Consider the following 23093-nt stretch of genomic DNA (forward strand, 5'->3'; position numbering starts at 1 on the left):
GCTTACCGTGGAGTCATGGAACATGACGGATGGGTTTCGGACGCCTGCACCTTGCCGACGGCGCGGCAGCCGGTCCGTGTGGCCGAGTTCGACCAGTTCTTCGCCGCGGCCGTGCGGCGGCTACGGCGCCCGGAGCGCACCCGGCTGGAATTGGTCGTCGATCCGGTCCACGAGACGCGGGCCCGGGAACTGGCGGCGCTGGAAACCGCATGCTGCTCGTTTTTCGCCTTCGGGTTCGACAGCACCGCCGACGGTGTGAACATGCGCATCGAGGTGCCGGCGAACCGGATCGACGTGCTGGACGGCCTGCATCGGAACGTGGCAGCGGCCCTGGCGGAACGGGAAAGAACATGACGGACAACGGGTTACGCACCGGACAGGTGGCAGCCGCGGCGGGAGTCAACGTGCAGACGCTGCGGTACTACGAGCGTCGCGGGCTGTTGCGGGAGCCGCGGCGTTCGCTCGGCGGCCACCGGGTTTACCCGCCCGAGACGGTGACCTTCCTGCGCGTCGTCAAAGCGGCTCAGCGGCTCGGCTTCACCCTGGACGAAGTCGCGGATTTACTGGCGGACAGCGGTTTACGTCGCACTCGTGCCGGTCTGCGGAACCGCGCCGAAGCCAAGCTGGCCGAGGTCGACGCGAAACTCGCCGAGCTGACCACCGTTCGCGACACCCTGCACGCCGCCCTCGCGGCGGGTTGCGACGATCTCCTGGTCTGCGCTGAAGTTCCCGGCTGCCCGGTTCCGTTCGAAGCAGCCTGAAATCCGGATGCCGCCCGGCGCCGCGCCTGCGATCATTGCTGGATGGGGAGTGTTCTGATGACCGGGGATCTGCACGGCAACACCAGCCATGCCCTCGACCTGCTGCGGGTCGCGGTGCGCGAGGACTGCGAAAGAATGTTCGTGCTGGGCGATTTCGGCGCCTGGGAGCACACCGCCGCCGGGCGCCGCTATTTCGACGTGGTGGACCGGGCGGCGCGCAAGGCGAAAGTCCGGGTGTATTTCCTGGACGGCAACCACGACAAGTCCTCATTGCTGCACGAACTCTACGGCTCCGAACCCGACGACGAGGGTTTCCTGGTGTGCCGCAAGAACCTTCGTTACGCGCCCCGCGGCCATCGGTGGAGCTGGGCGGGCACCCGGTTCGCCGCGTTCGGCGGCGCGTATTCGGTGGACAAGGCCCCGCGGCTGGCCGCCGAGGCACAGCGGGCGCGGAAAGCGGAGCGGCGCAGGCACTTCGGGTCGGCCCGGCGACCGGTGACCGAGGGCACCCTGTGGTTCCCCGAGGAACAGATGACCGACGAGGAATGCGACGCACTGCTCGCCGCCGATCCCACTCCGGTGGACGTACTGCTCACCCACGACAAGCCGCGGGCCGCCGAGCCGGCGTGGAACCGCAAGAACCTGCCCGAATGCCTGCCCAACCAGGAGCGCATCCAGCGCGTGGTCGACACCCTGCGGCCGCGACTGGTACTGCACGGGCACCTGCACTTCCGCTACACCGATCAACTCGACGGCACCCGGGTGGAAGGTCTGGGCGCCGATCCGGCCGCCTCCCAGCCGGGCGGCTACCAGAGTTCGGATTCCTGGCTGGTGGTCCCGCTGCCGTACGCGCCCGAAGTCGCGGTGCGACGCGAAATCGCCTGAGCCCGAACGTCAACCGGCCAGGCAGGCGTCGCGTGCGGTGTTCTTGCTCGCGTTGAACTTGTCGACCGAGGCGTTCAACGTGTCGACATCCACCCGCCGCTCCACATTGTCGGCCACCACATTGCTGTCGTCGCGGTAGACCCGCAACGGGTCGGCGATGCGGGACGGGAGATCGGCGCTCAGCTGCGCGGTCAACTCGGTGGCGCCGCCGCGCAGTGTGTTCACGGCGTCGGTGGCTTTGGCGTCCACATCGGGAGCGTCGGCTTCACCCGCGGCGATGTAGGCGTTGAACGAGGTGATGGACTTCGAGGTGACCTCGGCGAAGGTTTCGCAGGCGGTCTCGATCGCAGCCTCCGCCGCGGCGGCCTTGGACGAGGAGGCCGCGATCGAGGACGAGATCGACGAGGCGGTCACCTCGGAGGTGTAGGAGGCGAGATCGGTCTGATTGGCCTCGGCGGCGCCGTCGATCTGTTTGGCACAGGCCCCGAGGAAGATGATGCCGGTAGCGGTCGCGGCTGCCGCGGCGGCCAGGCCGGCGCGCTCTAGTCGTCGCATCGTGTAGCGCCTCTCTGATATCCCTCGGAGCCCGATGACGCTGCGCGGTCGGAATCGGACGTTTCGACGGTACTGGGTCGGCGGCGTTCCCGTCGGCTGGGCCACCAACCGATACCCATCCGTACCCCGAAGGGGCCCGTGACCTGGAAGTCACGGGCCCCTATGGGATCTGCGTCAGTTCGGCAGCGCGGCGAGCATGCCGTTCATCGTGTCGATCTCGGCCTGCTGGGCGGAGACCACCGCCCGCGCCAACGCCACCGACTCCGGATTGACGCCGTGGGCGATCTCGGGTTCCGCCATGGCGATCGCGCCCTGGTGATGCTGGATCATCATTTCCAGCCACTGCCGGTCGAACGCGGTTCCGTTGGCCGCGCGCAGGGCGTTCATCTGCTCGGTCGACATCATGCCGGGCATGGTCGAGCCGTGCCCGCCGTGTTCTCCCGACGCACTCGGTGCGGGTTTGCCGAAACTTTGCAGCAGCGTGCTCATCTGTTGCATCTCCGGTGCCTGGGCCTGTTCCACCGCCGTCGCCAGGGCGAGCAGTTGCGGGTTCTGACTGCGGCCCGGCACCAGTTCGGCCATCTCCACGGCCTGCGCGTGATGCGGGTACATCCCTTGCAGGAAGGCGACATCGGCGTCGTTGAAATCGGTACGGGCCCCCGGGCTGGAGGTGGCCACCGCGCTCGACGACGACGCGCTCGACGACGCGCCGTGGTCCATACCGGGCATGGACTCGGAATCGTCGCTACATCCGGCGGCGAGGAGCCCGATCGCGGCGATCGCCAGGGTGATTCGGGTACGACTGGTGAACATGTTTGTACTCCTGGGAAATTGGGGGTGATTCGGGATTGGGCGCGGGGCCCATCAGATCCGCAAAATCGACAATTCGGCCAGGGATAGGACAGTCCACGGCGGCGGGCGTTCCCGCTCGGCCCGCCACAGGCGCGGCAGCGCGCGAAGGCCGTCCGCTCGCGCGGCGGCGACGTAATAGAGCAGCACGAGCATCAGCGCGAGCCCGAGCGTCGTCAGAATGAAGACGCACCCGTGCGGTCCGGCATGTCCGGTATCGCAATCCGCACCGCCGCAACCGGTCTCGGCGCTGCTGATCTGCGGCGGGGTGCCGGCGTCGAGGGGGTTGTCATGTCCTCGGCCGGCGATGTGCTCCGCTGGGTGTGTGCCGGAGACATCATGCAGACCGCTGGTCGCGGCATGATGGGCAGCACCGGAAGGCAGGGCGAAAACGCCCGCGTGCATGGCCACGATTCCCGCGAGCAGCGCCAGCACCGCCAGCATCCGGGTGGCCCCGGACGCTCGAAGCAGTGGGTGCTGGTCGACCACGGCGCCGAGTGTAATCACGGCCCACGCGGTGCCGCAAATACCCCTGGCCGGTATCACTGGGTGGCGATATCGATCACCAGGCGCGTCGGATTGCTCAGCGTGCTTACCGTGAACGGCGGCCGGTCGGCGTGCACCCCGATGAACGACTGGGTGATGCCCTCGTACACGGCCGTCCGATATACCCCGGCGATGCCGGGTGCGATCGGATCTGTCGCCGGGTCCGGGCCGGCATACGGCTCGACCCCGCTGTCGAACGGATACGCCGACCCGGTGATCCGCACCTCCAGGATCGACTGCCCCGCCACCTCGACGGCCTTGCCGCTGCCGTCCTGCGTGGCCTGATCGGCGTATTGCACGGTCCAGCCCGGTGTGCCGGGGCCGCCCAGGTCGTAGACGACGCGGTCGTACCCGGCTTGCCGGCCGATCCGCACGCCGGTGACCGTGAGACCCGCCTCGGCCGAGGGCGCCTGTTCCTTGGGTAAGGCGTCCCCTGGTGGCTGGGTGGGTGCGTCGATGAATGTGCTCGTCGTGTCCGCGGGCGCGGGCTCCGAGCCGCGCTCGTCGCAGCCCGCGAGCAGGACCGCCGAGACCACGGCCAGCAGCACCATCGTGTTACGCATGTGGCAGATGTTACTGAGCGAATCGCCCCGTGACGGGAACCAGCAATCGCCGTGTCGCGCAGGCCCATTCGGTCCCCCGTCCAGGTATCGAATTGCTTTGTGAGACTCTGCATTTCGAGTATCGCAAAAATCTCCGCAGATCCGATCTGGCCGATTTGCCGGGGTGAATGAGACTTTCGGGCAACGATCTAGCACACTTGACGTGTGGGAGATGTCGAGGATGTCCTAGGCCGACTGCGGCGGTATCCGGATGTGGAGGCGCTGAACCTCTATGCCGTCGATGCCGCGGATCGGCTGATTCTCGATGTCGCCGACGAGCAGTTGGCCTCCGCCGGTAACGGAAAGGTTGCTGTAATCGGCGACAGTTACGGTGCGCTGACCCTCGGTGCGATCGCCGCGCACGACCTGCGCGAGGTCCGCGTGCACCAGGACCTGCTCACCGGCGAGCTCGCCCTGGCCAACAACGCCAGAACGCTCGGCCTCACCGATCGCTATAGCGCGCACGGCCTCACCGAGAAGCTGCTGGCCGACGCGCGCGTGGTGCTGCTGCGCCTGCCCCGAGTGCTGACCGGGCTCGCGGAGGTCGCCGACGCCATCGCGCGCTACGCCGACCCCGAGGTCACGGTGATCGCCGGCGGCCGGGACAAATACCTGACCAAATCCATGAACGACGTACTCGCCGAATACTTCTCGGAGGTGCGGGCCAGCCGCGGCCGGCAGAAGTCGCGCACCCTGCTGGTGTCCGGGCCGAAACCGGTGGGGCCGGAGCAGTTCCCGATGTGCGAACACATCGAGGACCTCGGCCTCGACGTGGTCGCGCACGGCGCCGCGTTCTCCGGGGCCCGTCTGGATATCGGCACCCGATTCCTGCTCCAGCATCTGAAGTTGATGAAGCCCGACGCTCGCGACGCCATCGATCTCGGTTGCGGCACCGGTATTCTCGCCGTCGCGCTGGCCAAGGCCCGCCCGGCGATCCGGGTGATGGGCACTGACCAGTCGGCCGCCGCGGTGGCGTCGGCGCGGGCGACGGTGGCGGCCAACCACGTCGACGATCGCGTCACCGTGGTGCGCGACGACGCCATGTCCTCCGCCGCGGACAACAGCGCCGACCTCGTGCTGTGCAACCCGCCGTTCCACGTCGGCGCCGCCGTGCACACCGGCTCGGCGATCAAGATGTTCGTCGAGACCGGACGGGTGCTGCGCCCCGGCGGCGAGCTGTGGACCGTCTACAACTCGCACCTGAACTACCGCGGCGTGGTGGAGAAGATGGTCGGCCGCACCGAAGTCGTCGGGCGCAACCGGAAGTTCACGGTGACTCGATCGGTCCGTGGCCTGCACGATGCCCAGCAGCGGTAGAGTCCAGTCCGATATGTCCAACTCGGGCAAACCCCACCTGGGAACTTGCCAAGGGGCGTACACGTTGAACCAGGCAGTTGACGAACGAGCGCACGGCTCGAACGACAGCAGCAGCAACGACTGAAGGAAGGGACGCAGTGCGTACCACGAGCAATCCGGTTTTCAAGAACCTGCCCAAGCAGCAGGGCGGCGGTGGCTACGCCAACTTCGGCCAGGGTATGCCCGGCGCACCGGCCGGCCAGCCGTACGGCAACCAGTACCCGCCGAACCAGTACGGCCAGCCCGGCCAGTATCAGCCGTACACCCCGCCTGCGCAGACCACCCGCTCGATCACCATCGACGACATCGTCACCAAGACGGCGATGACGCTCGGCGTGCTCTCGGTGACGGCGCTGGTCTCCTACATCCTGTCCGCCACCAGCGCCAACAACGCCTTGGCCATGCCGCTGATGCTCGTCGGGCTGATCGGTGGCCTGGTGCTGGCGCTGGTCGCGATCTTCGGCAACAAGACCGACAACCCCGCGATCGTGCTGCCCTACGCGGCATTCGAGGGCCTGTTCCTCGGTGCGATCTCGTTCGTGTTCGCCAACATCATCAGTGTCGGCGGCACCGGCATGATCGCCCAGGCGGTCCTCGGCACCTTCGGCGTCTTCGCGGGCATGCTCGTCGTCTACAAGACCGGAGCCATCCGGGTCACCCCGCGTTTCACCCGCATGATCATCGGCGCCACCATCGGCGTCGTGGTGCTGATGCTGGGCAACCTGATCGCCAGCTTCTTCACCGACGGCGGCTTCGGCCTGCGCGACGGCGGCCCGATCGCGATCATCTTCAGCCTGATCTGCATCGCCATCGCCGCGTTCAGCTTCCTGCTGGACTTCGACGCCGCCGACGACCTGATCCGCGCCCAGGCGCCGGAGAAGGCGGCCTGGAGCGTGGCCTTCGGCCTGACCGTCACCCTGGTCTGGCTGTACCTCGAGATCCTGCGTCTGCTGAGCTACTTCAACAACGACTAGTAGCCACGAACAGTGAAAGGGCGGTCACCGTACGGTGACCGCCCTTTCACGTTTCCGGTCTCAGCTCAGGCGCTCGATGACCATCGCCATGCCCTGGCCGCCGCCGACGCACATGGTCTCCACACCGAACTGCTTGTCGTAGGTCTGCAGGTTGTTGATCAGCGTGGTGGTGATGCGCGCGCCGGTCATACCGAACGGGTGGCCCAGCGCGATCGCGCCGCCCGACACGTTCAGCTTGTCCTCGTCGATCTTCAGCTCCCGGGCCGAGCCGAGGACCTGCACCGCGAAGGCCTCGTTGATCTCGAACAGGTCGATGTCGGAGACGCTCTTGCCGGCCAGCGCGAGGGCGCGCTTGACGGACTCGATCGGGCCCAAGCCCATGATCTCGGGGGACAGACCCGAGACGCCCGTGGACACGATGCGCGCCAGCGGGGTCAGGCCCATCTCCTTGGCCTTGGTATCGCTCATGATGACGAGCGCGGCGGCGCCGTCGTTGAGCGGACAGCAGTTACCGGCGGTGATGGTGCCGTCGGGCCGGAACACCGGCTTGAGCTGGCTGACCTTCTCGTAGGTGACGCCGGCGCGCGGGCCGTCGTCGGTGGACACCACGGTGCCGTCGGGCAGGGTGACCGGGGTGATCTCGCGCTCGAAGAAGCCGTTCTTGATGGCCTCCTCCGCGCGGTTCTGCGAGCGGACACCCCAGTGGTCCTGGTCTTCCCGGGAGATGCCGGTCAGGGTGGCGACGTTCTCGGCGGTCTGGCCCATCGCGATGTAGGCGTCGGGCAGCAGGCCGTCTTCGCGCGGGTCGTGCCACACCACGCCGCCCTCGGCGGCCTTGGCGGTGCGCGCCTCGGCGTCGGCGAACAGCGGGTTCTTGGTGTTGGGCCAGCTGTCGGCGGAACCGTTCTTGTAGCGGGAGACGGTCTCGACGCCGGCGGAGATGAAGACCTCACCTTCGCCGGCCTTGATCGCGTGGAACGCCATCCGGGTGGACTGCAGCGAGGACGCGCAGTAGCGGTGCACGGTGGTGCCGGGCACGGTGTCGTAGCCGAGCATGACCGCGACGTTGCGTGCGATGTTGAAACCCTGCTCACCGCCGGGCGAGCCGCAACCGAGGATCAGGTCATCGATCTGGGTGGGGTCGAGCGCGGGCACTTTCTCCAGCGCGGCGCGCACGATCTGCACGGTGAGATCGTCGGGACGCATATCCACCAGCGAGCCCTTGGCGGCACGGCCGATGGGCGAGCGGGCGGTCGAAACGATAACTGCCTCAGGCATGAGGGCTCCTTCGGTACTGCGGCGTGGCGAGCTCAGTTTTGTACTGGCGCATCTATGTGTACCGAACTCCTGGATCCCAGGGTCAGGCAGGTACGTCGAAACCGGCGTGCGCGGGCACGCTCGCGGCGTCGGTGGTGACGACCACCTCGACGCGGCCCGGCCCGGTGTCCTGGAACAGCGAGTACAGAATGCTGCCGTAGATGCCGACCACGACGGGGTTGCTGTAGACGCCCGCCGCGCCGGTGGTCATATTGCGCCAGGCCACGGTGGTCCGGACTTCGCACAGCGGCGCGAGGGGATACTGGCCGGGCCCGACCCCGGCGACCGGATCGGCCCGCATATTGATGATGGCCCGTCCCGGCCACTGTTCGCTGGTGTCGGCCCAGGTGCGGACAGTGGTCCAGCACAGGCCGCCGTGCGCGAGGGTGGTCACTTGCGGAAACGGCGTCGTGGCGGCGTTCGCCGCCGCGGCGGGGACCAGGGTGCAGGCCGCGGTGGCTAACAGGGCGGCACGAGCGATGTTGGGCTGCCTCATGTTTGCGAATAATAGGTGTGAACCCGGCACTTCGGGTGCGGCCGCGCGGTGCGCACGTCCGGCTGTCCGGACACCGGGCGCGTGCGGCGAAATTCCGGCTTCTGCAACGATGGGGGCATGCGCATCGCGAACCATGTCGTCGACCTCATCGGCAATACGCCCCTGGTTCGGTTGAACTCGGTGGTGGAACCGGAAGCGGGCCTGCTGGCCGCCAAGATCGAATACCTGAACCCGGGCGGCAGTTCCAAGGACCGCATCGCGGTGAAGATGATCGACGCCGCGGAAGCGGCCGGGCTGCTGAAGCCGGGCGGCACCATCGTCGAGCCGACCTCCGGCAACACCGGCGTCGGGCTCGCGCTGGTCGCCCAGCAGCGCGGCTACAAGTGCGTGTTCGTCTGCCCGGACAAGGTTTCCGAGGACAAGCGCAATGTGCTGCGCGCCTATGGCGCCGAGGTCGTGGTCTGCCCGACCGCGGTCGCGCCCGAGGATCCGGCCAGCTACTACAACGTCTCCGACCGGCTGGTGCGCGAGATCGACGGTGCCTGGAAGCCGGACCAGTACTCCAACCCGGGCGGGCCGGACAGCCACTACGAGACGACCGGCCCGGAGATCTGGCGCGACACCGAAGGCAAGGTCACCCACTTCGTCGCGGGCGTCGGCACCGGCGGCACCATCACCGGCACCGGCCGCTACCTCAAGGAGGTCTCCGGCGGCAAGGTGAAGATCGTCGGCGCGGACCCGGAGGGCTCGGTGTACTCCGGCGGCACCGGCCGGCCGTACCTGGTCGAGGGCGTCGGCGAGGATTTCTGGCCCTCGGCCTACGACCCGGCCGTCCCCGACGAGATCATCGCCGTCTCCGACGCGGACTCCTTCGATATGACGCGGCGCCTGGCCCGCGAGGAGGGGCTGCTGGTCGGCGGCTCCTGCGGAATGGCGGTCGTGGCGGCCATCGAGGTGGCGCGCCGCGACCCGAACAACGTGGTGGTCGTGTTGTTGCCGGACGGCGGCCGCGGGTACCTGTCGAAGATCTTCAACGACCAGTGGATGAGCTCTTACGGCTTCCTGCGCACCCGGCTCGACGGCAGTGTCGCCGAGCCGCTCGTCGGTGACGTGCTGCGCGGCAAGTCCGGCGCGCTGCCGGATCTGGTGCACACCCACCCGTCGGAGACGTTGCGCGACGCCATCGAGATCCTGCGCGAGTACGGCGTCTCGCAGATGCCGGTCGTCGGCGCCGAGCCGCCGGTGATGGCGGGTGAGGTCGCGGGCAGCGTCACCGAACGCGATCTGCTGTCGGCGGTGTTCGAAGGCCGCGCGCATCTGACGGATTCGGTGGCCCAGCACATGAGCCCGTCGTTCCCGCTGATCGGATCCGGCGAACCGATCTCGGCGGCCACCAAGGCGCTGTCGGACACCGACGCGCTGATGGTGGTGGAGGACGGCAAGCCGGTCGGGGTCATCACCCGGCACGATCTGCTCGGATTTTTGAGCACGGGGAGCATAGGGCACTGACCCGATAAACGCACGCGGCGATTCGGTCGCCGATTCATCGCGACCGAATAACCATTCCTTCGCAAACGGCAAATTGCTGGCAAACTGCTGGTTTAGCACTTCGAGGCGGGGTACAACAGCTCCGAAGGTCGCCTCGGCAACCGTCAGGCGTCGTCGAATAGCAGCGAAGGGAAGCGCCCGTGCAAACCTCCATTTTGGCTATCGATATCGACTTCCGGCAAGGGTGGAACGATGCGTGGAGTGCGATCGCGACGTTCGTGCCCAAGTTCATCGGCTTCCTGGCGATCCTGTTCATCGGCTGGATCGTCGCCAAGGCCATCGCCGCCATCGTGCGCCGCGTCCTCGACCGGGTCGGGTTCGAAAAACTCGTAGATCGCGGCGGCATCAAGAACATGATGGCGCGCAGCAACTGGACCGCGTCGCAGATGCTGGCGAAACTGGCGTACTACGCCGTGCTGCTGATCACCCTGCAGCTGGGCTTCGGCGTCTGGGGTCCGAACCCGGTGAGCGACATGCTCAACGGCATCGTCAGCTGGCTGCCCAAGCTGGCCGTGGCGATCGTCATCGTCATCGTCGCCGCCGCGATCGCGCGCGTGGTGCACGAGATGGTGTCGGCCGCGCTGGGCGGTCTGTCCTACGGTGCGCTCCTGGCGCGCGTGGCGTCGGTCTTCATCTGGGCGCTGGGCATCATCGCCGCCCTGAACCAGGTCGGCGTCGCCACCGCGGTCACCGAGCCGGTCCTGTGGGCCGTGCTGCTCACCGTCGCGGGTGTCCTGATCGTCGGCGTGGGTGGCGGCCTGGTCCGCCCGATGCAGTCGCGCTGGGACGGCTGGCTGGACAAGGTCGAGGGTGAGATGCCGGCGCTGCGCGGCCATACCGAGGCCTACAAGCGTGGTCGTGAGGACGTCTCGCGTCAGCAGGCCTGGCAGGACCAGTCCGCGACGACCACCACCCGCTACACCAGCGCTACCGGTGCCGAACCGGGCGACCGCACCCCCCGAATGGGCTGATTCGCCCTACTGCGAATGTCCGCCGTGAGCTTCGGCTCGCGGCGGACATTTGTTTTTCAGTTGATCGTCTGGGCCTGGACACAGACCGCGGCCAGCCGCAATTGCATCCAATCCGCCTCGCGCCAATCGGCGGGCGCGCTGCCGGTCATCGGGGTGGCGATCATCTCCGCCAGCTCCTGTGCCGTGGCGGGCTGGTGCTCGCGGGCCTGATCGAGCAGGCCGCGGACATATCCGGCGAGCAGCAGCAGCGGCGGCACCTGCGCGGCATCCTCGACACCGTGGTCGAGAATGTCGCGCAGGGCCGCGCCGTGCTGGTCCAATACGGCCGACAACGCAGGATTCTCCGCGGCTGCGGCGAGCGCCGGTTCCCCGTGCGATTCGTGCAGGCGGTTCAGGATTCTGCGCGCCGACACTTCGAGCAACGCGGGGCCGAGCAAGAACATTGGCCGACTGTAGCAATCATGCAGCGTTTATCAAAATGTGATCTGCGGCGCAATTATCGGCGGCGTCGAAAGTGTCTGTCAGCGAAACGCATTCGCGTCCGTGAGTGCTTTCCCGAGTACCAATTGGTGGACTTCGGCGGTGCCCTCGTAGGTCAGCACGGACTCCAGGTTGTTCGCATGCCGCAGCACCGGATAATCCAGCGTGATGCCGTTCGCGCCGAGGATCGTGCGGCACTCCCTGGCGATCTTGATCGCTTCCCGGGTGCTGTTCAGTTTGCCCGCGCTGACCTGGTCCGACAGCAGCTCGTGCCGGTCCTTGAGCCGCCCCAGATGCAGCGCCAGCAGCTGACCCTTGCCGTACTCGAGGGCCATGTCGGCCAGCTTGGCCTGGGTCAGCTGATAGGCGGCCAGCGGCTTGTCGAACACCTCGCGGGTCCGGGCGTACTCGATGGTGGCCGCCAGGCAGTCCCGGGCGGACCCCAGCGCGCCGAAGATGATGCCGAAACGGGCCTCGCTCAGACAGGCCAGCGGCGCGGCGAGCCCGCGCGATTCCGGCAGCACCGCGTCGGCGGGCAGTCGCACGTCGTCGAAATCCAGTTCCGCGGTGACCGACGCGCGCAGCGACAACTTGCGGTGCATCTCGCGCGCGACGAACCCCGGGGTGTCGGTGGGGACGATGAAGCCGCGGATCTTGTCCTCGGTCTGGGCCCACACGATGGCGACATCGGCGACCGACCCGTTGGTGATCCACATCTTGGACCCGTTGAGCACCCAGTCCGCGCCGTCGCGCACCGCGCGGGTCCGCATGCCGCCGGGATTGGAACCGAAATCGGGTTCGGTCAGCCCGAAGCAACCGATGACGCGCCCCTCGGCCATACCGGGCAGCCACTGCTGCTTCTGTTCCTCGGAACCGAACTTGTGGATCGCGGTCATGGCGAGCGAGCCCTGCACCGAAACCATGCTGCGCACACCGGAATCCACCGCTTCCAGCTCCTGGCAGGCCAGGCCGTAGGTGGTCGCCGACATGCCCGCGCAGCCGTAGCCCGCCAGGTGCATGCCGAGCAGGCCGAGCTTGCCGAGCTCGGGGGCCATCTCGCGGGCCGGGAAGGTGCCCGCCTCGAACCAATCCGCGATGTGCGGCCGGAGCTTTCGCGCCGCGAAGTCGCGTACGGTGTCGCGGATTTCGCGCTCGTCGGCACTGAGCAAGGAGTCGGTGGCGAAAAGTTCATCAACGCTGAGCATGTGCTCACGCTACCGCCGGGGATGTGCCCGGAGCCTCCGTTCGCGCACCGCCCCGATTCCAGGCAGAATATTCAGCCCATTTAGGCTGTCGCTCATGAGCGAAGGGCTGGGTTTCTCCACACGGGCCGTGCACGCCGGATTCGATCCGGATCCGCAAACCGGCGCGGTGAACGTGCCCATCTACGCGAGCTCCACCTTCGCCCAGGATGGCGTCGGCGGCCTGCGTGGCGGCTTCGAGTACGCCCGCACCGGCAACCCCACCCGCCAGGCGCTGGAAGCCAACCTCGCCGCGCTGGAGTCCGGTCGGTTCGGTCGCGCCTTCGCCTCCGGCATGGCGGCCACCGACTGCGCACTGCGCGCCACCCTGCGCCCCGGCGACCACGTCGTCATCCCGGACGATGCCTACGGCGGCACCTTCCGGCTCATCGACAAGGTGTTCACCCAGTGGGGCATCACGCATTCCCCCGCGGCGGTCTCCGATGTCGACGCGGTCCGCGCCGCGATCCGCTCGAACACCAAGCTGGTCTGGATCGAGACCCCCACCAACCCGCTGCTGAACATCGGTGACATCCCGGCGCTGGCCGAGGTGGCGCACGAGGCGGGCGCGAAGCTGGTGGTGGACAACACCTTCGCCACCCCGTATCTGCAGCAGCCGCTGCTGCTCGGCGCCGACATCGTCACCCACTCGACCACCAAGTACCTGGGCGGTCACTCCGACGTGGTGGGCGGCGTGCTGGTCACCGACGATCCGGAGCTGGACGCGGCGTTCGCGTTCCTGCAGAACGGCGCGGGCGCGGTGCCCGGCCCGTTCGACGCCTACCTGACCATGCGCGGCACGAAGACCTTGGCACTGCGCATGGAGCGCCACTGCGACAACGCCGAGCTCCTCACCGAGTTCCTGGCCAAGCATCCGGCCATTTCCCACGTCATCTACCCCGGCCTGGCCGAACATCCCGGGCACGCCGTCGCCGACAAGCAGATGCGCCGCTTCGGCGGCATGATCTCGGTCCGGCTGCACGGCGGCAAGGAAGCGGCACACGACTTCTGCTCGCGCACCAAGATCTTCACCCTGGCCGAATCGCTGGGCGGTGTGGAGTCGCTGATCGAGCACCCCGGCGCTATGACGCACGCGTCCACCGAGGGGTCCGACCTGGAGGTCCCCGCGGATCTGGTGCGCTTGTCGGTCGGCATCGAGGACGGCGCCGACCTGCTCGCCGATATCGAGCAGGCACTGGGCTAGGGGAGCCACACATGACGAAGCGGCCGCACTCGGGATCGGGTGCGGCCGCTTGCGTCTGTGACGGGTTTCGGTTGACCTCGCGGTCAGCTGTGGTAGGGCTCCGCGCTGACCAGGGTGACCTTCATGATGTTGCCGTTGGGCAACTGGTACTCGCGGGTCTCGCCGACCTTGGCATCGATGAGCGCCCCGCCGAGCGGCGACGCGGGGGAGTAGGTCTCCAGCTTGGAATCGCTGAGGCCCTCTTCGCGGGTAGCGATGAGGAAGGTCTCGGTATCGGATTCGTCACCGTCGTAGTAGACCTTGACGACCGAACCGGGCAGCGCCACACCGGACTTGGTGGGCGCGACACCGACCTTCGCGTTGTTCAGCAGTTCCTGCAGCTGGCGAATGCGCGCCTCCTGCTGGCCCTGCTCTTCACGCGCGGCGTGGTAGCCGCCGTTCTCCTTGAGGTCACCCTCTTCACGGCGTTCATTGATCTCGGCAGCGATGACGGGACGGTTGGCGATGAGCGCGTCGAGTTCGCCCTTGAGCCTGTCGTGCGACTCCGGGGTCAGCCAGGTCACTTGCGTCTCAGTCATCTCGATCACTCCCTAGTAGTTGTTCCCGGCGAGCCGGGATTCCCTGTAACTGCTGCAGCACCCACCCGGGAGCGGGCGCGCACCAGCCGGCGACCAGTTCGATCGGTGGGAGGCTCGAAGACTTCCTACAGATCTGATCCCGGGCAAACCCGAAAACCCGGGATTCACTGCGCTGGCCGCCAATGCAGCAAACACGGCTCCGAGGTCCGGAACCGTGTATCACGCCATTTTAGCATGAATCACAAACATGCAGGTCGGAACTTGTTTTGTGTCCGAGCGGCGCCGTGCGGGCAGGCTCACCCGGCTCGAAGGTAAGCGGGCACCTCATCGGTGCAGCCGTAGACGTTGCCGGCCGAGGGCCGGGACGAGGACTTGACCGTTGTGGTCAATTCGACCGTGCTGCCACGGTCCTGCGGCGGGATCAGCACCTCGCGCCGGCCGATTTCCGCACTGTTGCTCGACATCACCCGCACGAAGCAGACCACGGCCTGCCCGGGGTCCTTACGCGTGACCTTGAACCGGACCGTCATGGTGGAGTCGTCGATCTGCTGGTAGCCGAGCCCCTCGGCCTCGATGTCCTTCGGCCCGTATTTCTGATAGCCGAGGAAAGCCACGCCGACACCGGCGAGCACCACCAGCACACTCAGGACGAGAGGGATCCAGGGCCGCCCAGGTCGCGGAACCTTGCCGTAGCGGTCGGCGTGTCGCGCCGAGGCAGTGGACTCCGCGTCGCTCATTGCTGATCACTCCGGGGGGTAGGTCGGAACAAAAGTGGGTCGGATGGAACTATAGGGAACGACCATCCGACACCCGCGACCGAGAGCGATGGTGAACGAAATCGTGAGTGGCCTTCGCCTCATGGCGGTGCACGCCCATCCGGACGACGAGTCCAGCAAGGGTGCCGCGACGACCGCACGTTACGCCGACGAAGGACACGACGTCCTGATCGTCACACTGACCGGCGGCGAACGCGGCAGCATCCTGAATCCCGCCATGGATACCCCCGGCGTGCTGGATCGCATCAACGAGATCCGCCGCGAGGAAATGGCGGCCGCCGCCCGCGCGCTGGGCGTGCGTCAGACCTGGCTCGGCTTCGTCGACTCCGGGCTGCCGGAAGGCGATCCGCTGCCGCCGCTGCCCGAGGGCTGCTTCGCGCTGGTTCCGCTGGAGGAGGCGACCGAGGCGCTGGTGCGGGTCGTGCGCGAATTCAAGCCGCACGTCATGACCACGTACGACGAGACGGGCGGCTACCCGCATCCCGACCACATCCAGTGCCACCTGGTGTCGGTCGCCGCGTTCGAAGCCGCGGGCGACCCGGACAAGTTCCCGGACGCGGGCGAGCCGTGGACGCCGCTGAAGCTGTACTACGACCACGGCTTCTCGATGAAGCGACTGGAGCTCTTCGCCGCCGAGTACGAGCGCATGGGCAAACCGTTCCCGCTGCAGGAGTGGCTGGACCGGATCCGGCAGTACGCGGTGGAGCGCGGCGACGTGATGTCGCGGGTCACCACCCAGATCGAATGCGGCAAGTACTTCCCGCAGCGCGACGACGCCCTACGCGCGCACGCTACCCAGATCGACCCGAACGGCGCGTTCTTCGCGATTCCGCTGGAGATGCAGCAGCGGCTGTGGCCGACCGAGGAGTTCGAGCTGGCCCAGACCCGGGTGCGCACCGCCATTCCGGAGAACGACCTGTTCGCGGGCATCGCGGATCCGTCTGGAGTTCAGGGCTGATGTTGCTCGCAGTGCTCGCCCAGACCCCCGGTACGCCGACCGGTCCCGAATTCGGCAAGGCCTCGCCGCTCGGCTTGGTCATCGTGCTGCTGCTGCTCGCCGGGACGGTGCTGCTGGTGCGCTCGATGAACCGGCATCTGAAGAACCTGCCGGAGACCTTCGAGCCCGAGCATCCGGAACCGGATCAGGAAGCCGACGAGGGCACCGAACCGGGGATCACGCGGCTGTCCAAGGACGAGCCCGGCACCGGAGGTAGCGCGCAGCCGAGCTGAGCCCGCCGGGTTCAGCTCGCTGACCTGCGGAAGTCACACTTTCTCGCTCCGATTCGTCATAGAGGTACCGGACGCCTTCCGCACCGCACACCTCGACAAAGGAGCTTCCCGATCATGAACGCACCCGCGCGGACCAGGCCTCCGGGGTCGCTCCGAAAGGTGCTCTCGCCCAGACCGTTTCGATGGTGCGCCGCGTTGTCGCACAGATAGCCCGGCCGCCGAATACCGGACCACCGGCCTGACGCCGACCTCGTGGGCTTTCGCGCGCCCAACCGGACCCTGAGCTGATCGCGGCTCATCCCACAGCCGCCGGTCCCGATTCCGATACCTCCGAACCAAGGAACAACCATGTCTTTTCCAGAATTGCGTGCTGCCCTGACCGGGCAGATCCTGCTGCCCGGTGACGAGGGCTTCGACGCCGCCGCCCAGCCGTGGAATACGACGGTCGCGCAACCGGTCGCCGCGGTGGTGACAGCGGCTTCGGTCGCCGATGTCGCCGCGGTCGTCCGGCACGCCGCCGACGCCGGTATCCAGGTGGTCGCGCAGCCGACCGGACATGGCGCCGCCGGTGGTATCGACACCGCGATCCTGCTGCGCACCGGTCAGCTCGACCGGATCGAGATCGACGCCGACCAGCGCGTCGCCACGGTGGGCGCGGGCGCCAACTGGGGTGCGATCCAGGCGGCGGCCGGTGCGCACGGGCTGACCGGGCTCGCGGGCAGCAATCCGGTGGTCGGCGTGACCGGCTACACCCTCGGCGGCGGACTGAGCTGGTTCAGCCGCAAATACGGCTGGGCCTCGGATGCGGTGCGCGCTTTCGAGATCGTCGACGCTGCCGGTGACCCGGTGCGGGTGACCGCCGACTCCGACCCGGACCTGTTCTGGGCGTTGCGCGGCGGCGGTGGCGACTTCGCCATCGTGACCGGATTCGAATTCGAGCTGTTCCCCGCGCCGGGTCTCTACGGCGGCCGGGTGATGTGGCCGGGCGAGCGGACCGCCGAGGTGTTCGCGCTGTTCCAGCGTGTGACCGCGGACGCGCCGGACGAATTGTCGGTGTGGTTCAACCGGGTTCAGTTCCCGGGCGCACCCGCCATGGTCGGACTGGACGCCGCCTACCTCGGTGACCCCGAACGAGGACGGGCGCTGCTGGCGGTGTTGGACGAGCTCGGCGGGGCGGTCTCCGATACTCGCGGCGAGATCGCGATCGCCGACCTCGGCACCATTACCGCCGAGCCCACCGCGCCCAGTCCGTCGGTCTCACGCGGTGAGTTGTTCACCGAGCTCGGTGACGCGGTGTTGCGGACCGTGCTGGACGAGCCGGTCGCGCCGCTGATCGGTATTCAGGTCCGGCACCTCGGCGGCGCGCTGGCCCGGGCGCGCTCCGGCGGCGGCGCGGCGGGTCCGGTCACCGAGCCGTACGCGCTGTATCTGCTCGGGCTCGGTCTGCCGCACCTGATCGAATCGGTCAGGCAGCGCCAGGACGAGATGGTGGCGGCGCTGAGTGGGTCCCTCAGCGGCCGTAAGCCGTTCACGTTCCTGAACGCGTCGGAGTCGGCCGCGGCGGCCTTCGACGCGCCGACGCTGGCACGGCTGCGGGAGATCAAGCAGGTCCGGGATCCGAAGTCGGTGATCCGGTCCAATTTCCCGGTGCTCGGCTGACGCAGCGCTTTTCGCGGGCCGCGGATCCCACCGGATCCGCGGCCGTTCGCCGATCTGGTTGCGGGGCAGCCGGAAACGCGTGACCGCACCGCGGCTCGCCATCGGAGTCTCGACCGAAGTCGCCGATGACGCAGCGCCCCAACCGGTTCGGCCGACGCGCCGAGCTTCGGTGGCCCAGTGACATGGCGCACAACTGGTAGGGAACGATATGGGAAGTAACACAGTTGTTTTCACCGTCGTTCATGCTGGGTAACCCGATGCTGCGGTTGCCTCCACTTGTCAGCCGATCGTGCTATCAATGCTGCATCCGCTCGAGCGAAGGAAGCCCATGGAAACTGCGCCTACCCGTCCCGCCGGCGTGATCGGTCAGATCGATCGCGCGTTGGATGCCACCGGAAGGATCGTCGAGGCGGTGGCCGACGCGCAGCTCGCGGTGGCCACGCCCTGCCGGGATTGGGATGTGCGCACCGTGCTGAACCACACCGTGGCCGGCATGCACCAGGTCGCCGCCGCACTGAGCGGTATGGGGTCGGGAGCCGAACGCGAGGATGATTGGCTGGGCTCGGATCCGCAGGGCGCCTACGCCGCGGCCGCCGAGATCGACCGCGCGGCCTGGCATCGCCCCGATGCCTTGAGTGCACAGGTCGACAGCCCGCTCGGTGCGCTGCCCGGCACCGCGGTCGCGGTCATCCATCTCACCGAAATCCTGGTGCACGGAGTGGATATCGCGGTGGCCATCGACCGGGCCGATCTCGCCGACGACGAACTGTGCGCGGAGATGCTCAGCCTCATGGCGGCGCAGGGCGGCATCGATGCCTTCCGCCGGCCCGGCATTTTCGAGGCCGAAGTCGAGGCACCCGCCGACGCACCCGCGCACCGGAAATTGCTCGCCTACGCCGGGCGCGATTGGTAGTCAGAGCCGCCGAGCCGGGTGGCGCAGAATCGTTTTCGTCTTCGGGCCGGGTGTCCGCCGCGGATCCGAGAGATAGATCTCGTGGTGTCTGCCGTTCATGGTCAACCCCTCGGCAGACATGAAAGCGTCCATCCGGGCCAGCGTTTCGGGTTCGGTCGCATACGGTCCGAGGTGCAGCGCCTGGACCGTCAGCCCCTCGTGCACCCGCTCGATCGTGACGGGCTTCTCGACGAGCTCGGCGGCCGCCCGCTCGGTCGCCACCTCAGGCATGCGAATCAGCAACTGCCAGTGCCATTCCTCGCGCGGCACCGTCAACGGCGGCCGATCGGATTCGACCCACCACAGGCCCTCCAGCTTCGGCACCACGAAATCCTGCTCCGCCGCCTTGGCTGCCTTCTTGATCCCGTAGGCCGTCCGGTACAGCGCGGTCAGCGCCTCGGTGTACTCCGGCCCCGCGGGCGCGCCCATTCCGGTGACCGTCAGGTAGTGGTAGGGCTCGAACGTCCGAAGCTCGGGTTCGGTCGAGGCCGTGTAGTAGTGCTTGTCGCTCTTCGCGAGATCGATCTTCACAGCGATGCTCCTTCCGGGTTCGCGTCGAGCCTGCGCCCTCCCGTAACTGGAGTGTCAACCCGGCGAATCCGCCACCACGTCGTGCCCGGCGGCGCACTCAGGACGGGCGGCTGAGCTCGGGCAGACGCGGAACCGATGCCACCAGTCGACGGGTGTAATCATGCTGCGGCGCGACCAGCACCGAGTCGACCGCGCCGGACTCGACGACCTGTCCGTCCTTCATCACGACGACCCGGTCCGCGATGTGCCGCACCACGCCGAGGTCGTGCGAGATGAGCAGCAGGGCGGTGCCGAACTCGGCCTGCAATTCGGCGAGCAGGTCCAGGATCTGGGCTTGGACCGACACGTCGAGCGCGGACACCGGTTCGTCGGCGACGATCAGCGCGGGGTTGGGCGCGAGCGCGCGGGCGATGGCGACACGCTGCCGCTGTCCGCCGGACAGGGTGCGCGGATGGCGGTCGAGGAAGTCGCGCCCGAGCCGCACCGCGTCGAGGATGTCGCGCACCCGGTCCGCGCGGGCGCGCCCGCGCAGACCGACCGTATCCAGGCTCTCCCCGATGATGCGGGCCACGGTGTAGCGCGGGTCGAAGGAGCTCAGCGGGTCCTGCGCGATCAGTTGCGCGGTGCTGCGGTGGGGGCGGAGTTCCCGCTCGGAATACTCGCTCCACGGTTGGCCGTCCACCACGATGCGACCAGAACTCGGCGTGAGCAGGCGCAGGGCGAGCCGGGCCGTCGTGGTCTTGCCGGAGCCCGACTCGCCCACGATCCCGAGTGTCTCGCCGGCGAACAGATCGAAGTCGACGCCGTCGACCACGGTGCGAGCGTCGGGTCTGGAGCCATAGGTTTTGCGAAGACCCTGGACCGACAACACGATTCGCGTGTTGTGGACTGTTCGAGGCGGCAGCGGCCTGCGCTCGTGGAACTCGGTTGCCGAGTCTTCGGCTATCGCCAGCCTCGTCCCGCGCGAGGCAGCCGAGGGGACGGCGGCGAGCAGTCTTTTCGTGTAGGGGTGTTCCGGACGCGTCAAAACAGCCCGCGTCGCTCCCGATTCGACGACTTCGCCGTCTTTCATGACCAGCACTCGATCGGCCAGCTCGGCGACGACCGCCAGATCATGACTGATCAGCAGCAGTGCGTTGCCCGCTGCCTTACGCTGCCGCAGCAGTTCCAGAATCTGTTGCTGCACAGTGACATCGAGCGCGGTGGTCGGTTCGTCGGCGATGATCAGGCGGGGATCGCCCGCGATCGCCGTCGCGATCAGCACCCGCTGGCGTAGTCCGCCGGACAGCTCGTAGGGGTACTGCCGCAGTCGCCGCTCGGGCTCGGGCACACCGACATCGGTGAGCAGCCGCACGCTGCGTTCGGTGCGGGCGCGCCCGCGCAGGCCGGTCAGCGCGCGTTGCGCCGCGGCCAGCTGTGCGCCCACCGTGCACAGTGGATCGAGGGACACGAGCGCGTCCTGCAAGACGAATCCGATGTCGCTGCCCCGGATTCGGCGCCACTGGCGCTCGCGGTACCCGCGCGCGTCCTGTCCGGACAGCTCCAGCCGGTCGGCGCGCACCACCGCGCCCGCGCCGGCCAGACCGACCAGCGCGCGTGCCGTCACCGACTTTCCCGAGCCGGATTCGCCGACCAGCGCCACCGCTTCGCCCGGATCGATCCGCAGATCGATGCCCTTGACCACATCCCGGATCCCGGCCGCGCCCGGAAAGCCGATGCGCAGGTTCGTGACCGCGACCGGACTCCGCTCGTTCACAGCGCGGACCTTCCTTCGTAGTGTCGTTGCCAATGCCGCCCGAGGGAACTCACCGCGATGACCGTCGCGGTGACGGCCACGCCGGGCAGTACCGCGATCCACCAGGCGTTGCGCAGATAGTTGCGGCCCTCGGCGAGCATGGCGCCCCATTCCGGTTCCGGCGGCTGCGGACCCATGCCGAGGAAGCTCAGTCCGGCTGCGCCGAGGATGGCCGTCCCGAGTCCGATGGTGGCCAGGATGGGCACCTGCGCCACCGCGTGCGGCAGCACATGCCGCCGCACCAGCGTGGCCCGGGTGAGTCCGAAGGTGCGTGCCTGTTCGACGTAGCCGGACTCCTGCACGACGAGGGTCTGTGCGCGCACCACCCGGGCGAATCGAGGGACCGAGGCGATACCGAGCGCGAAGATCAGGTTCGTGGTTCCCGGCCCGGTGAACGAGATCAGCACCAGTGCGAGCAGCAGATCGGGGAATGCGGAGACCACGTCGAGGAAGCGGGTGATCAGTTCGTCGAGCGCGCCCCGGGCCAACCCGGACAGCAGACCCAGCGCGGTGCCCGCCACGACCGCGATCGCGACGGCCGTGACGCCGATCAGCAGGGAGTAGCGCGCACCGTGCACCACGCGGGTGAAGACGTCGCGGCCCAGGTGATCGGTGCCGAACCAGTGCCGCGCGCTCGGGGGTAGTTGTGCGGCAAGAGGATCGGCGGCGAGGGGGTCGGTCCCGGCCAGTACGGCCGGAGCGAGCACCGCGATCGCGACCAGGCCGACGGCCAGCGCGGCCAGGGCGACGGCGACATGCTTCGTGCCGTTGACCCTCATCGCGTCGCCCCGCTCCGGGAGTCGCGGCGCAGTCGCGGGTCGAGCCACAGGTAGAGCACATCGACCAGGGTGCTGATCAGCACGTACACGAACGCGGACAGCACCGCCACCGCGAGCACCACCGGAAGATCCTGTGCCAGCACGGCTTCCACCGTGACCCGGCCCAGACCGGGCCGCCCGAAGACCTCCTCGACGATCACCGCGCCGCCCAGCAATCCGCCGACCAGCCAACCGGTCAGGGTCACCGCGGGCAGCGCGGCGTGCCGCAGTCCGTGCCGCAGCCGCAGCTCGCTCTCGCGCACCGACCAGGACCGCACCGTCACCGCGAACGGTTCGTCCAGCGCTCGCTCCAAACCGTCGCGTAGCACCTGGGAGATGACCGCGCCGAGGGACAATCCGAGCGCGAGCGCGGGCAGCACCAGTGCGGACAGGCCCTTGTTCGCCGCCACCGGAAAGACCTTCCACTGGAAGCTGAACACCGACAGCAGCACGATGCCGAGCCAGAACGCCGGCGTCGAAACCAGCGCCAGCTCAACGGCGTTGGCGACGGCCCGGCCGCGTCGCCGCCCCGCGGTGGTGGTCGCGACGACGACCGCGAACACCACCGCGACCAGCAGTGCGGCCCCGGTGAGCGCCAGGGTCGGCCCGGCCTGCGAACCGATCACCTCCGACACCGGCCGCTGGAGTACGTAGGACCGGCCGAAATCACCGTGCGCAACGCTCCACAGGTAGCGGGCGTATTGCACGACGGCCGGGCTGTCCAGCCCCCATTCGGCGCGGATGGCCGCCTCGACCTCCGGAGTCCGCGGCTGTTCGCCGAGCAGCACGTCGACCGTGTCACCCGGTGCGAGCCTTACGCCGATGAAGGAGAGGGTGGCCGCGCCCCACAGCACGCCGATGCCCGAGACCGCGCGCAGCGCAACCTTTTTGGCGGTACCGGTCCGCGCGCCGTGACGGTTGCCGACTTCGGGTTCCGCCGCTTGCGGGACAGCGATTTCGAGCGTCATG

The 23093-nt window shown here is 68.1% G+C and carries 26 protein-coding genes; 12 read left to right on the forward strand and 14 right to left on the reverse strand.

Going from position 1 to position 23093, the window contains the following annotated elements; genetic code table 11:
• Nucleotides 1-15: 15 nt before the first annotated feature.
• From BJ987_RS10290 to BJ987_RS10300, 3 genes are read left to right on the forward strand one after another with little or no spacing between them, the layout of a single operon-like run.
• Nucleotides 16-354, forward strand: a complete 339-nt coding sequence (locus BJ987_RS10290) for a hypothetical protein (RefSeq protein WP_209887392.1) — start codon at nt 16-18, stop codon at nt 352-354.
• Complete coding sequence (locus tag BJ987_RS10295) at nt 351-761, forward strand: MerR family transcriptional regulator (protein ID WP_209887395.1); 411 nt, start codon at nt 351-353, stop codon at nt 759-761. Before BJ987_RS10290 ends, BJ987_RS10295 begins: the two co-directional genes overlap by 4 nt.
• Nucleotides 762-818: 57 nt before the next feature.
• A complete protein-coding gene (locus tag BJ987_RS10300; protein WP_209887398.1) occupies nt 819-1646 on the forward strand; it encodes a metallophosphoesterase family protein in 828 nt (275 codons plus the stop codon).
• A 9-nt stretch (nt 1647-1655) separates the two neighbouring features.
• On the opposite strand, the gene BJ987_RS10305 is transcribed toward BJ987_RS10300, so the two are convergent.
• The 4 genes from BJ987_RS10305 to BJ987_RS10320 form a co-directional block, all read right to left on the reverse strand.
• Nucleotides 1656-2201: an Rv2240c family protein gene (locus BJ987_RS10305; protein WP_209887401.1), complete on the reverse strand. Its 546-nt coding sequence runs from the start codon at nt 2199-2201 to the stop codon at nt 1656-1658.
• A 174-nt stretch (nt 2202-2375) separates the two neighbouring features.
• Nucleotides 2376-3014, reverse strand: a complete 639-nt coding sequence (locus tag BJ987_RS10310; RefSeq protein ID WP_209887404.1) for a DUF305 domain-containing protein — start codon at nt 3012-3014, stop codon at nt 2376-2378.
• 51 nt (nt 3015-3065) lie between these two features.
• Complete coding sequence (locus BJ987_RS10315; protein ID WP_307869562.1) at nt 3066-3539, reverse strand: DUF6153 family protein; 474 nt, start codon at nt 3537-3539, stop codon at nt 3066-3068.
• Nucleotides 3540-3592: 53 nt separating this feature from the next.
• The gene (locus BJ987_RS10320) at nt 3593-4159 is read right to left on the reverse strand and encodes an AMIN-like domain-containing (lipo)protein (protein WP_209887407.1); all 567 of its coding nucleotides are present in this window, start codon (nt 4157-4159) and stop codon (nt 3593-3595) included.
• 204 nt (nt 4160-4363) lie between these two features.
• Here BJ987_RS10320 and BJ987_RS10325 point away from each other — a divergent pair, with 204 nt between their 5' ends.
• Together BJ987_RS10325 and BJ987_RS10330 are read left to right on the forward strand one after the other, a co-directional pair.
• A complete protein-coding gene (locus BJ987_RS10325; protein ID WP_209887410.1) occupies nt 4364-5515 on the forward strand; it encodes a class I SAM-dependent methyltransferase in 1152 nt (383 codons plus the stop codon).
• A gap of 137 nt (nt 5516-5652) precedes the next feature.
• Nucleotides 5653-6528 carry a Bax inhibitor-1/YccA family protein gene (locus BJ987_RS10330; protein WP_209887413.1) on the forward strand — a complete coding sequence of 292 codons (876 nt, stop codon included), beginning with the start codon at nt 5653-5655 and terminating at the stop codon, nt 6526-6528.
• A gap of 60 nt (nt 6529-6588) precedes the next feature.
• Here the strand turns inward: BJ987_RS10330 and BJ987_RS10335 are convergent, their stop codons facing one another.
• Both BJ987_RS10335 and BJ987_RS10340 read right to left on the reverse strand, forming a co-directional pair.
• Complete coding sequence (locus tag BJ987_RS10335; RefSeq protein WP_209887416.1) at nt 6589-7806, reverse strand: acetyl-CoA C-acetyltransferase; 1218 nt, start codon at nt 7804-7806, stop codon at nt 6589-6591.
• Nucleotides 7807-7888: 82 nt separating this feature from the next.
• On the reverse strand, nt 7889-8341 hold the full coding sequence (locus tag BJ987_RS10340; RefSeq protein ID WP_209887421.1) for a hypothetical protein: 453 nt from the start codon (nt 8339-8341) through the stop codon (nt 7889-7891).
• Between the two features lie 117 nt (nt 8342-8458).
• On the opposite strand from BJ987_RS10340, the gene BJ987_RS10345 reads away from it, so the two are divergent.
• Both BJ987_RS10345 and BJ987_RS10350 read left to right on the forward strand, forming a co-directional pair.
• Nucleotides 8459-9850, forward strand: a complete 1392-nt coding sequence (locus BJ987_RS10345; protein WP_209887424.1) for a cystathionine beta-synthase — start codon at nt 8459-8461, stop codon at nt 9848-9850.
• A 179-nt stretch (nt 9851-10029) separates the two neighbouring features.
• Entirely contained in the window at nt 10030-10860 is an 831-nt protein-coding gene (locus tag BJ987_RS10350) for a mechanosensitive ion channel family protein (RefSeq protein ID WP_209887428.1), read from the forward strand.
• 56 nt (nt 10861-10916) lie between these two features.
• Here BJ987_RS10350 and BJ987_RS10355 read toward each other — a convergent pair whose 3' ends face one another.
• Together BJ987_RS10355 and BJ987_RS10360 are read right to left on the reverse strand one after the other, a co-directional pair.
• A complete protein-coding gene (locus BJ987_RS10355; protein WP_209887430.1) occupies nt 10917-11303 on the reverse strand; it encodes a DUF6401 family natural product biosynthesis protein in 387 nt (128 codons plus the stop codon).
• A gap of 78 nt (nt 11304-11381) precedes the next feature.
• Nucleotides 11382-12545 (reverse strand): acyl-CoA dehydrogenase family protein, encoded by a 1164-nt coding sequence (locus BJ987_RS10360; protein WP_209887433.1) that lies wholly within the window; start codon nt 12543-12545, stop codon nt 11382-11384.
• Nucleotides 12546-12639: 94 nt separating this feature from the next.
• On the opposite strand from BJ987_RS10360, the gene BJ987_RS10365 reads away from it, so the two are divergent.
• Nucleotides 12640-13785: a cystathionine gamma-synthase gene (locus BJ987_RS10365; RefSeq protein WP_209887436.1), complete on the forward strand. Its 1146-nt coding sequence runs from the start codon at nt 12640-12642 to the stop codon at nt 13783-13785.
• An 83-nt stretch (nt 13786-13868) separates the two neighbouring features.
• Here the strand turns inward: BJ987_RS10365 and greA are convergent, their stop codons facing one another.
• Both greA and BJ987_RS10375 read right to left on the reverse strand, forming a co-directional pair.
• A complete protein-coding gene (gene greA / locus BJ987_RS10370; protein ID WP_194815435.1) occupies nt 13869-14363 on the reverse strand; it encodes a transcription elongation factor GreA in 495 nt (164 codons plus the stop codon).
• 296 nt (nt 14364-14659) lie between these two features.
• Entirely contained in the window at nt 14660-15100 is a 441-nt protein-coding gene (locus BJ987_RS10375) for a DUF4307 domain-containing protein (RefSeq protein ID WP_209887438.1), read from the reverse strand.
• A 121-nt stretch (nt 15101-15221) separates the two neighbouring features.
• Between BJ987_RS10375 and mca the strand changes: the two genes are divergently transcribed.
• The 4 genes from mca to BJ987_RS10395 all read left to right on the forward strand — a co-directional run bounded on the left by mca (nt 15222) and on the right by BJ987_RS10395 (nt 18941).
• Nucleotides 15222-16097, forward strand: coding sequence for a mycothiol conjugate amidase Mca (gene mca, locus BJ987_RS10380; RefSeq protein WP_209898154.1), 876 nt, complete (start codon nt 15222-15224; stop codon nt 16095-16097).
• Nucleotides 16097-16369, forward strand: coding sequence for a hypothetical protein (locus tag BJ987_RS10385; RefSeq protein WP_209887440.1), 273 nt, complete (start codon nt 16097-16099; stop codon nt 16367-16369). The genes mca and BJ987_RS10385 overlap by 1 nt, the downstream gene beginning before the upstream one ends.
• A gap of 348 nt (nt 16370-16717) precedes the next feature.
• Entirely contained in the window at nt 16718-18028 is a 1311-nt protein-coding gene (locus tag BJ987_RS10390; protein ID WP_209887441.1) for an FAD-binding oxidoreductase, read from the forward strand.
• Nucleotides 18029-18356: 328 nt separating this feature from the next.
• Nucleotides 18357-18941: a TIGR03086 family metal-binding protein gene (locus BJ987_RS10395; protein ID WP_209887443.1), complete on the forward strand. Its 585-nt coding sequence runs from the start codon at nt 18357-18359 to the stop codon at nt 18939-18941.
• Here BJ987_RS10395 and BJ987_RS10400 read toward each other — a convergent pair whose 3' ends face one another.
• The 4 genes from BJ987_RS10400 to BJ987_RS10415 form a co-directional block, all read right to left on the reverse strand.
• A complete protein-coding gene (locus BJ987_RS10400) occupies nt 18942-19511 on the reverse strand; it encodes a GyrI-like domain-containing protein (RefSeq protein ID WP_209887445.1) in 570 nt (189 codons plus the stop codon). It abuts the gene before it with no gap.
• A gap of 97 nt (nt 19512-19608) precedes the next feature.
• Nucleotides 19609-21267 carry a dipeptide ABC transporter ATP-binding protein gene (locus tag BJ987_RS10405; RefSeq protein ID WP_209887447.1) on the reverse strand — a complete coding sequence of 553 codons (1659 nt, stop codon included), beginning with the start codon at nt 21265-21267 and terminating at the stop codon, nt 19609-19611.
• Nucleotides 21264-22085 (reverse strand): ABC transporter permease, encoded by an 822-nt coding sequence (locus BJ987_RS10410; RefSeq protein WP_209887451.1) that lies wholly within the window; start codon nt 22083-22085, stop codon nt 21264-21266. The genes BJ987_RS10405 and BJ987_RS10410 overlap by 4 nt, the downstream gene beginning before the upstream one ends.
• Entirely contained in the window at nt 22082-23092 is a 1011-nt protein-coding gene (locus tag BJ987_RS10415; protein WP_209887454.1) for an ABC transporter permease, read from the reverse strand. Before BJ987_RS10415 ends, BJ987_RS10410 begins: the two co-directional genes overlap by 4 nt.
• Nucleotide 23093 lies beyond the last annotated feature (1 nt).

It is taken from the genome of Nocardia goodfellowii (assembly GCF_017875645.1).
In the GTDB taxonomy this organism is placed as follows: domain Bacteria; phylum Actinomycetota; class Actinomycetes; order Mycobacteriales; family Mycobacteriaceae; genus Nocardia; species Nocardia goodfellowii.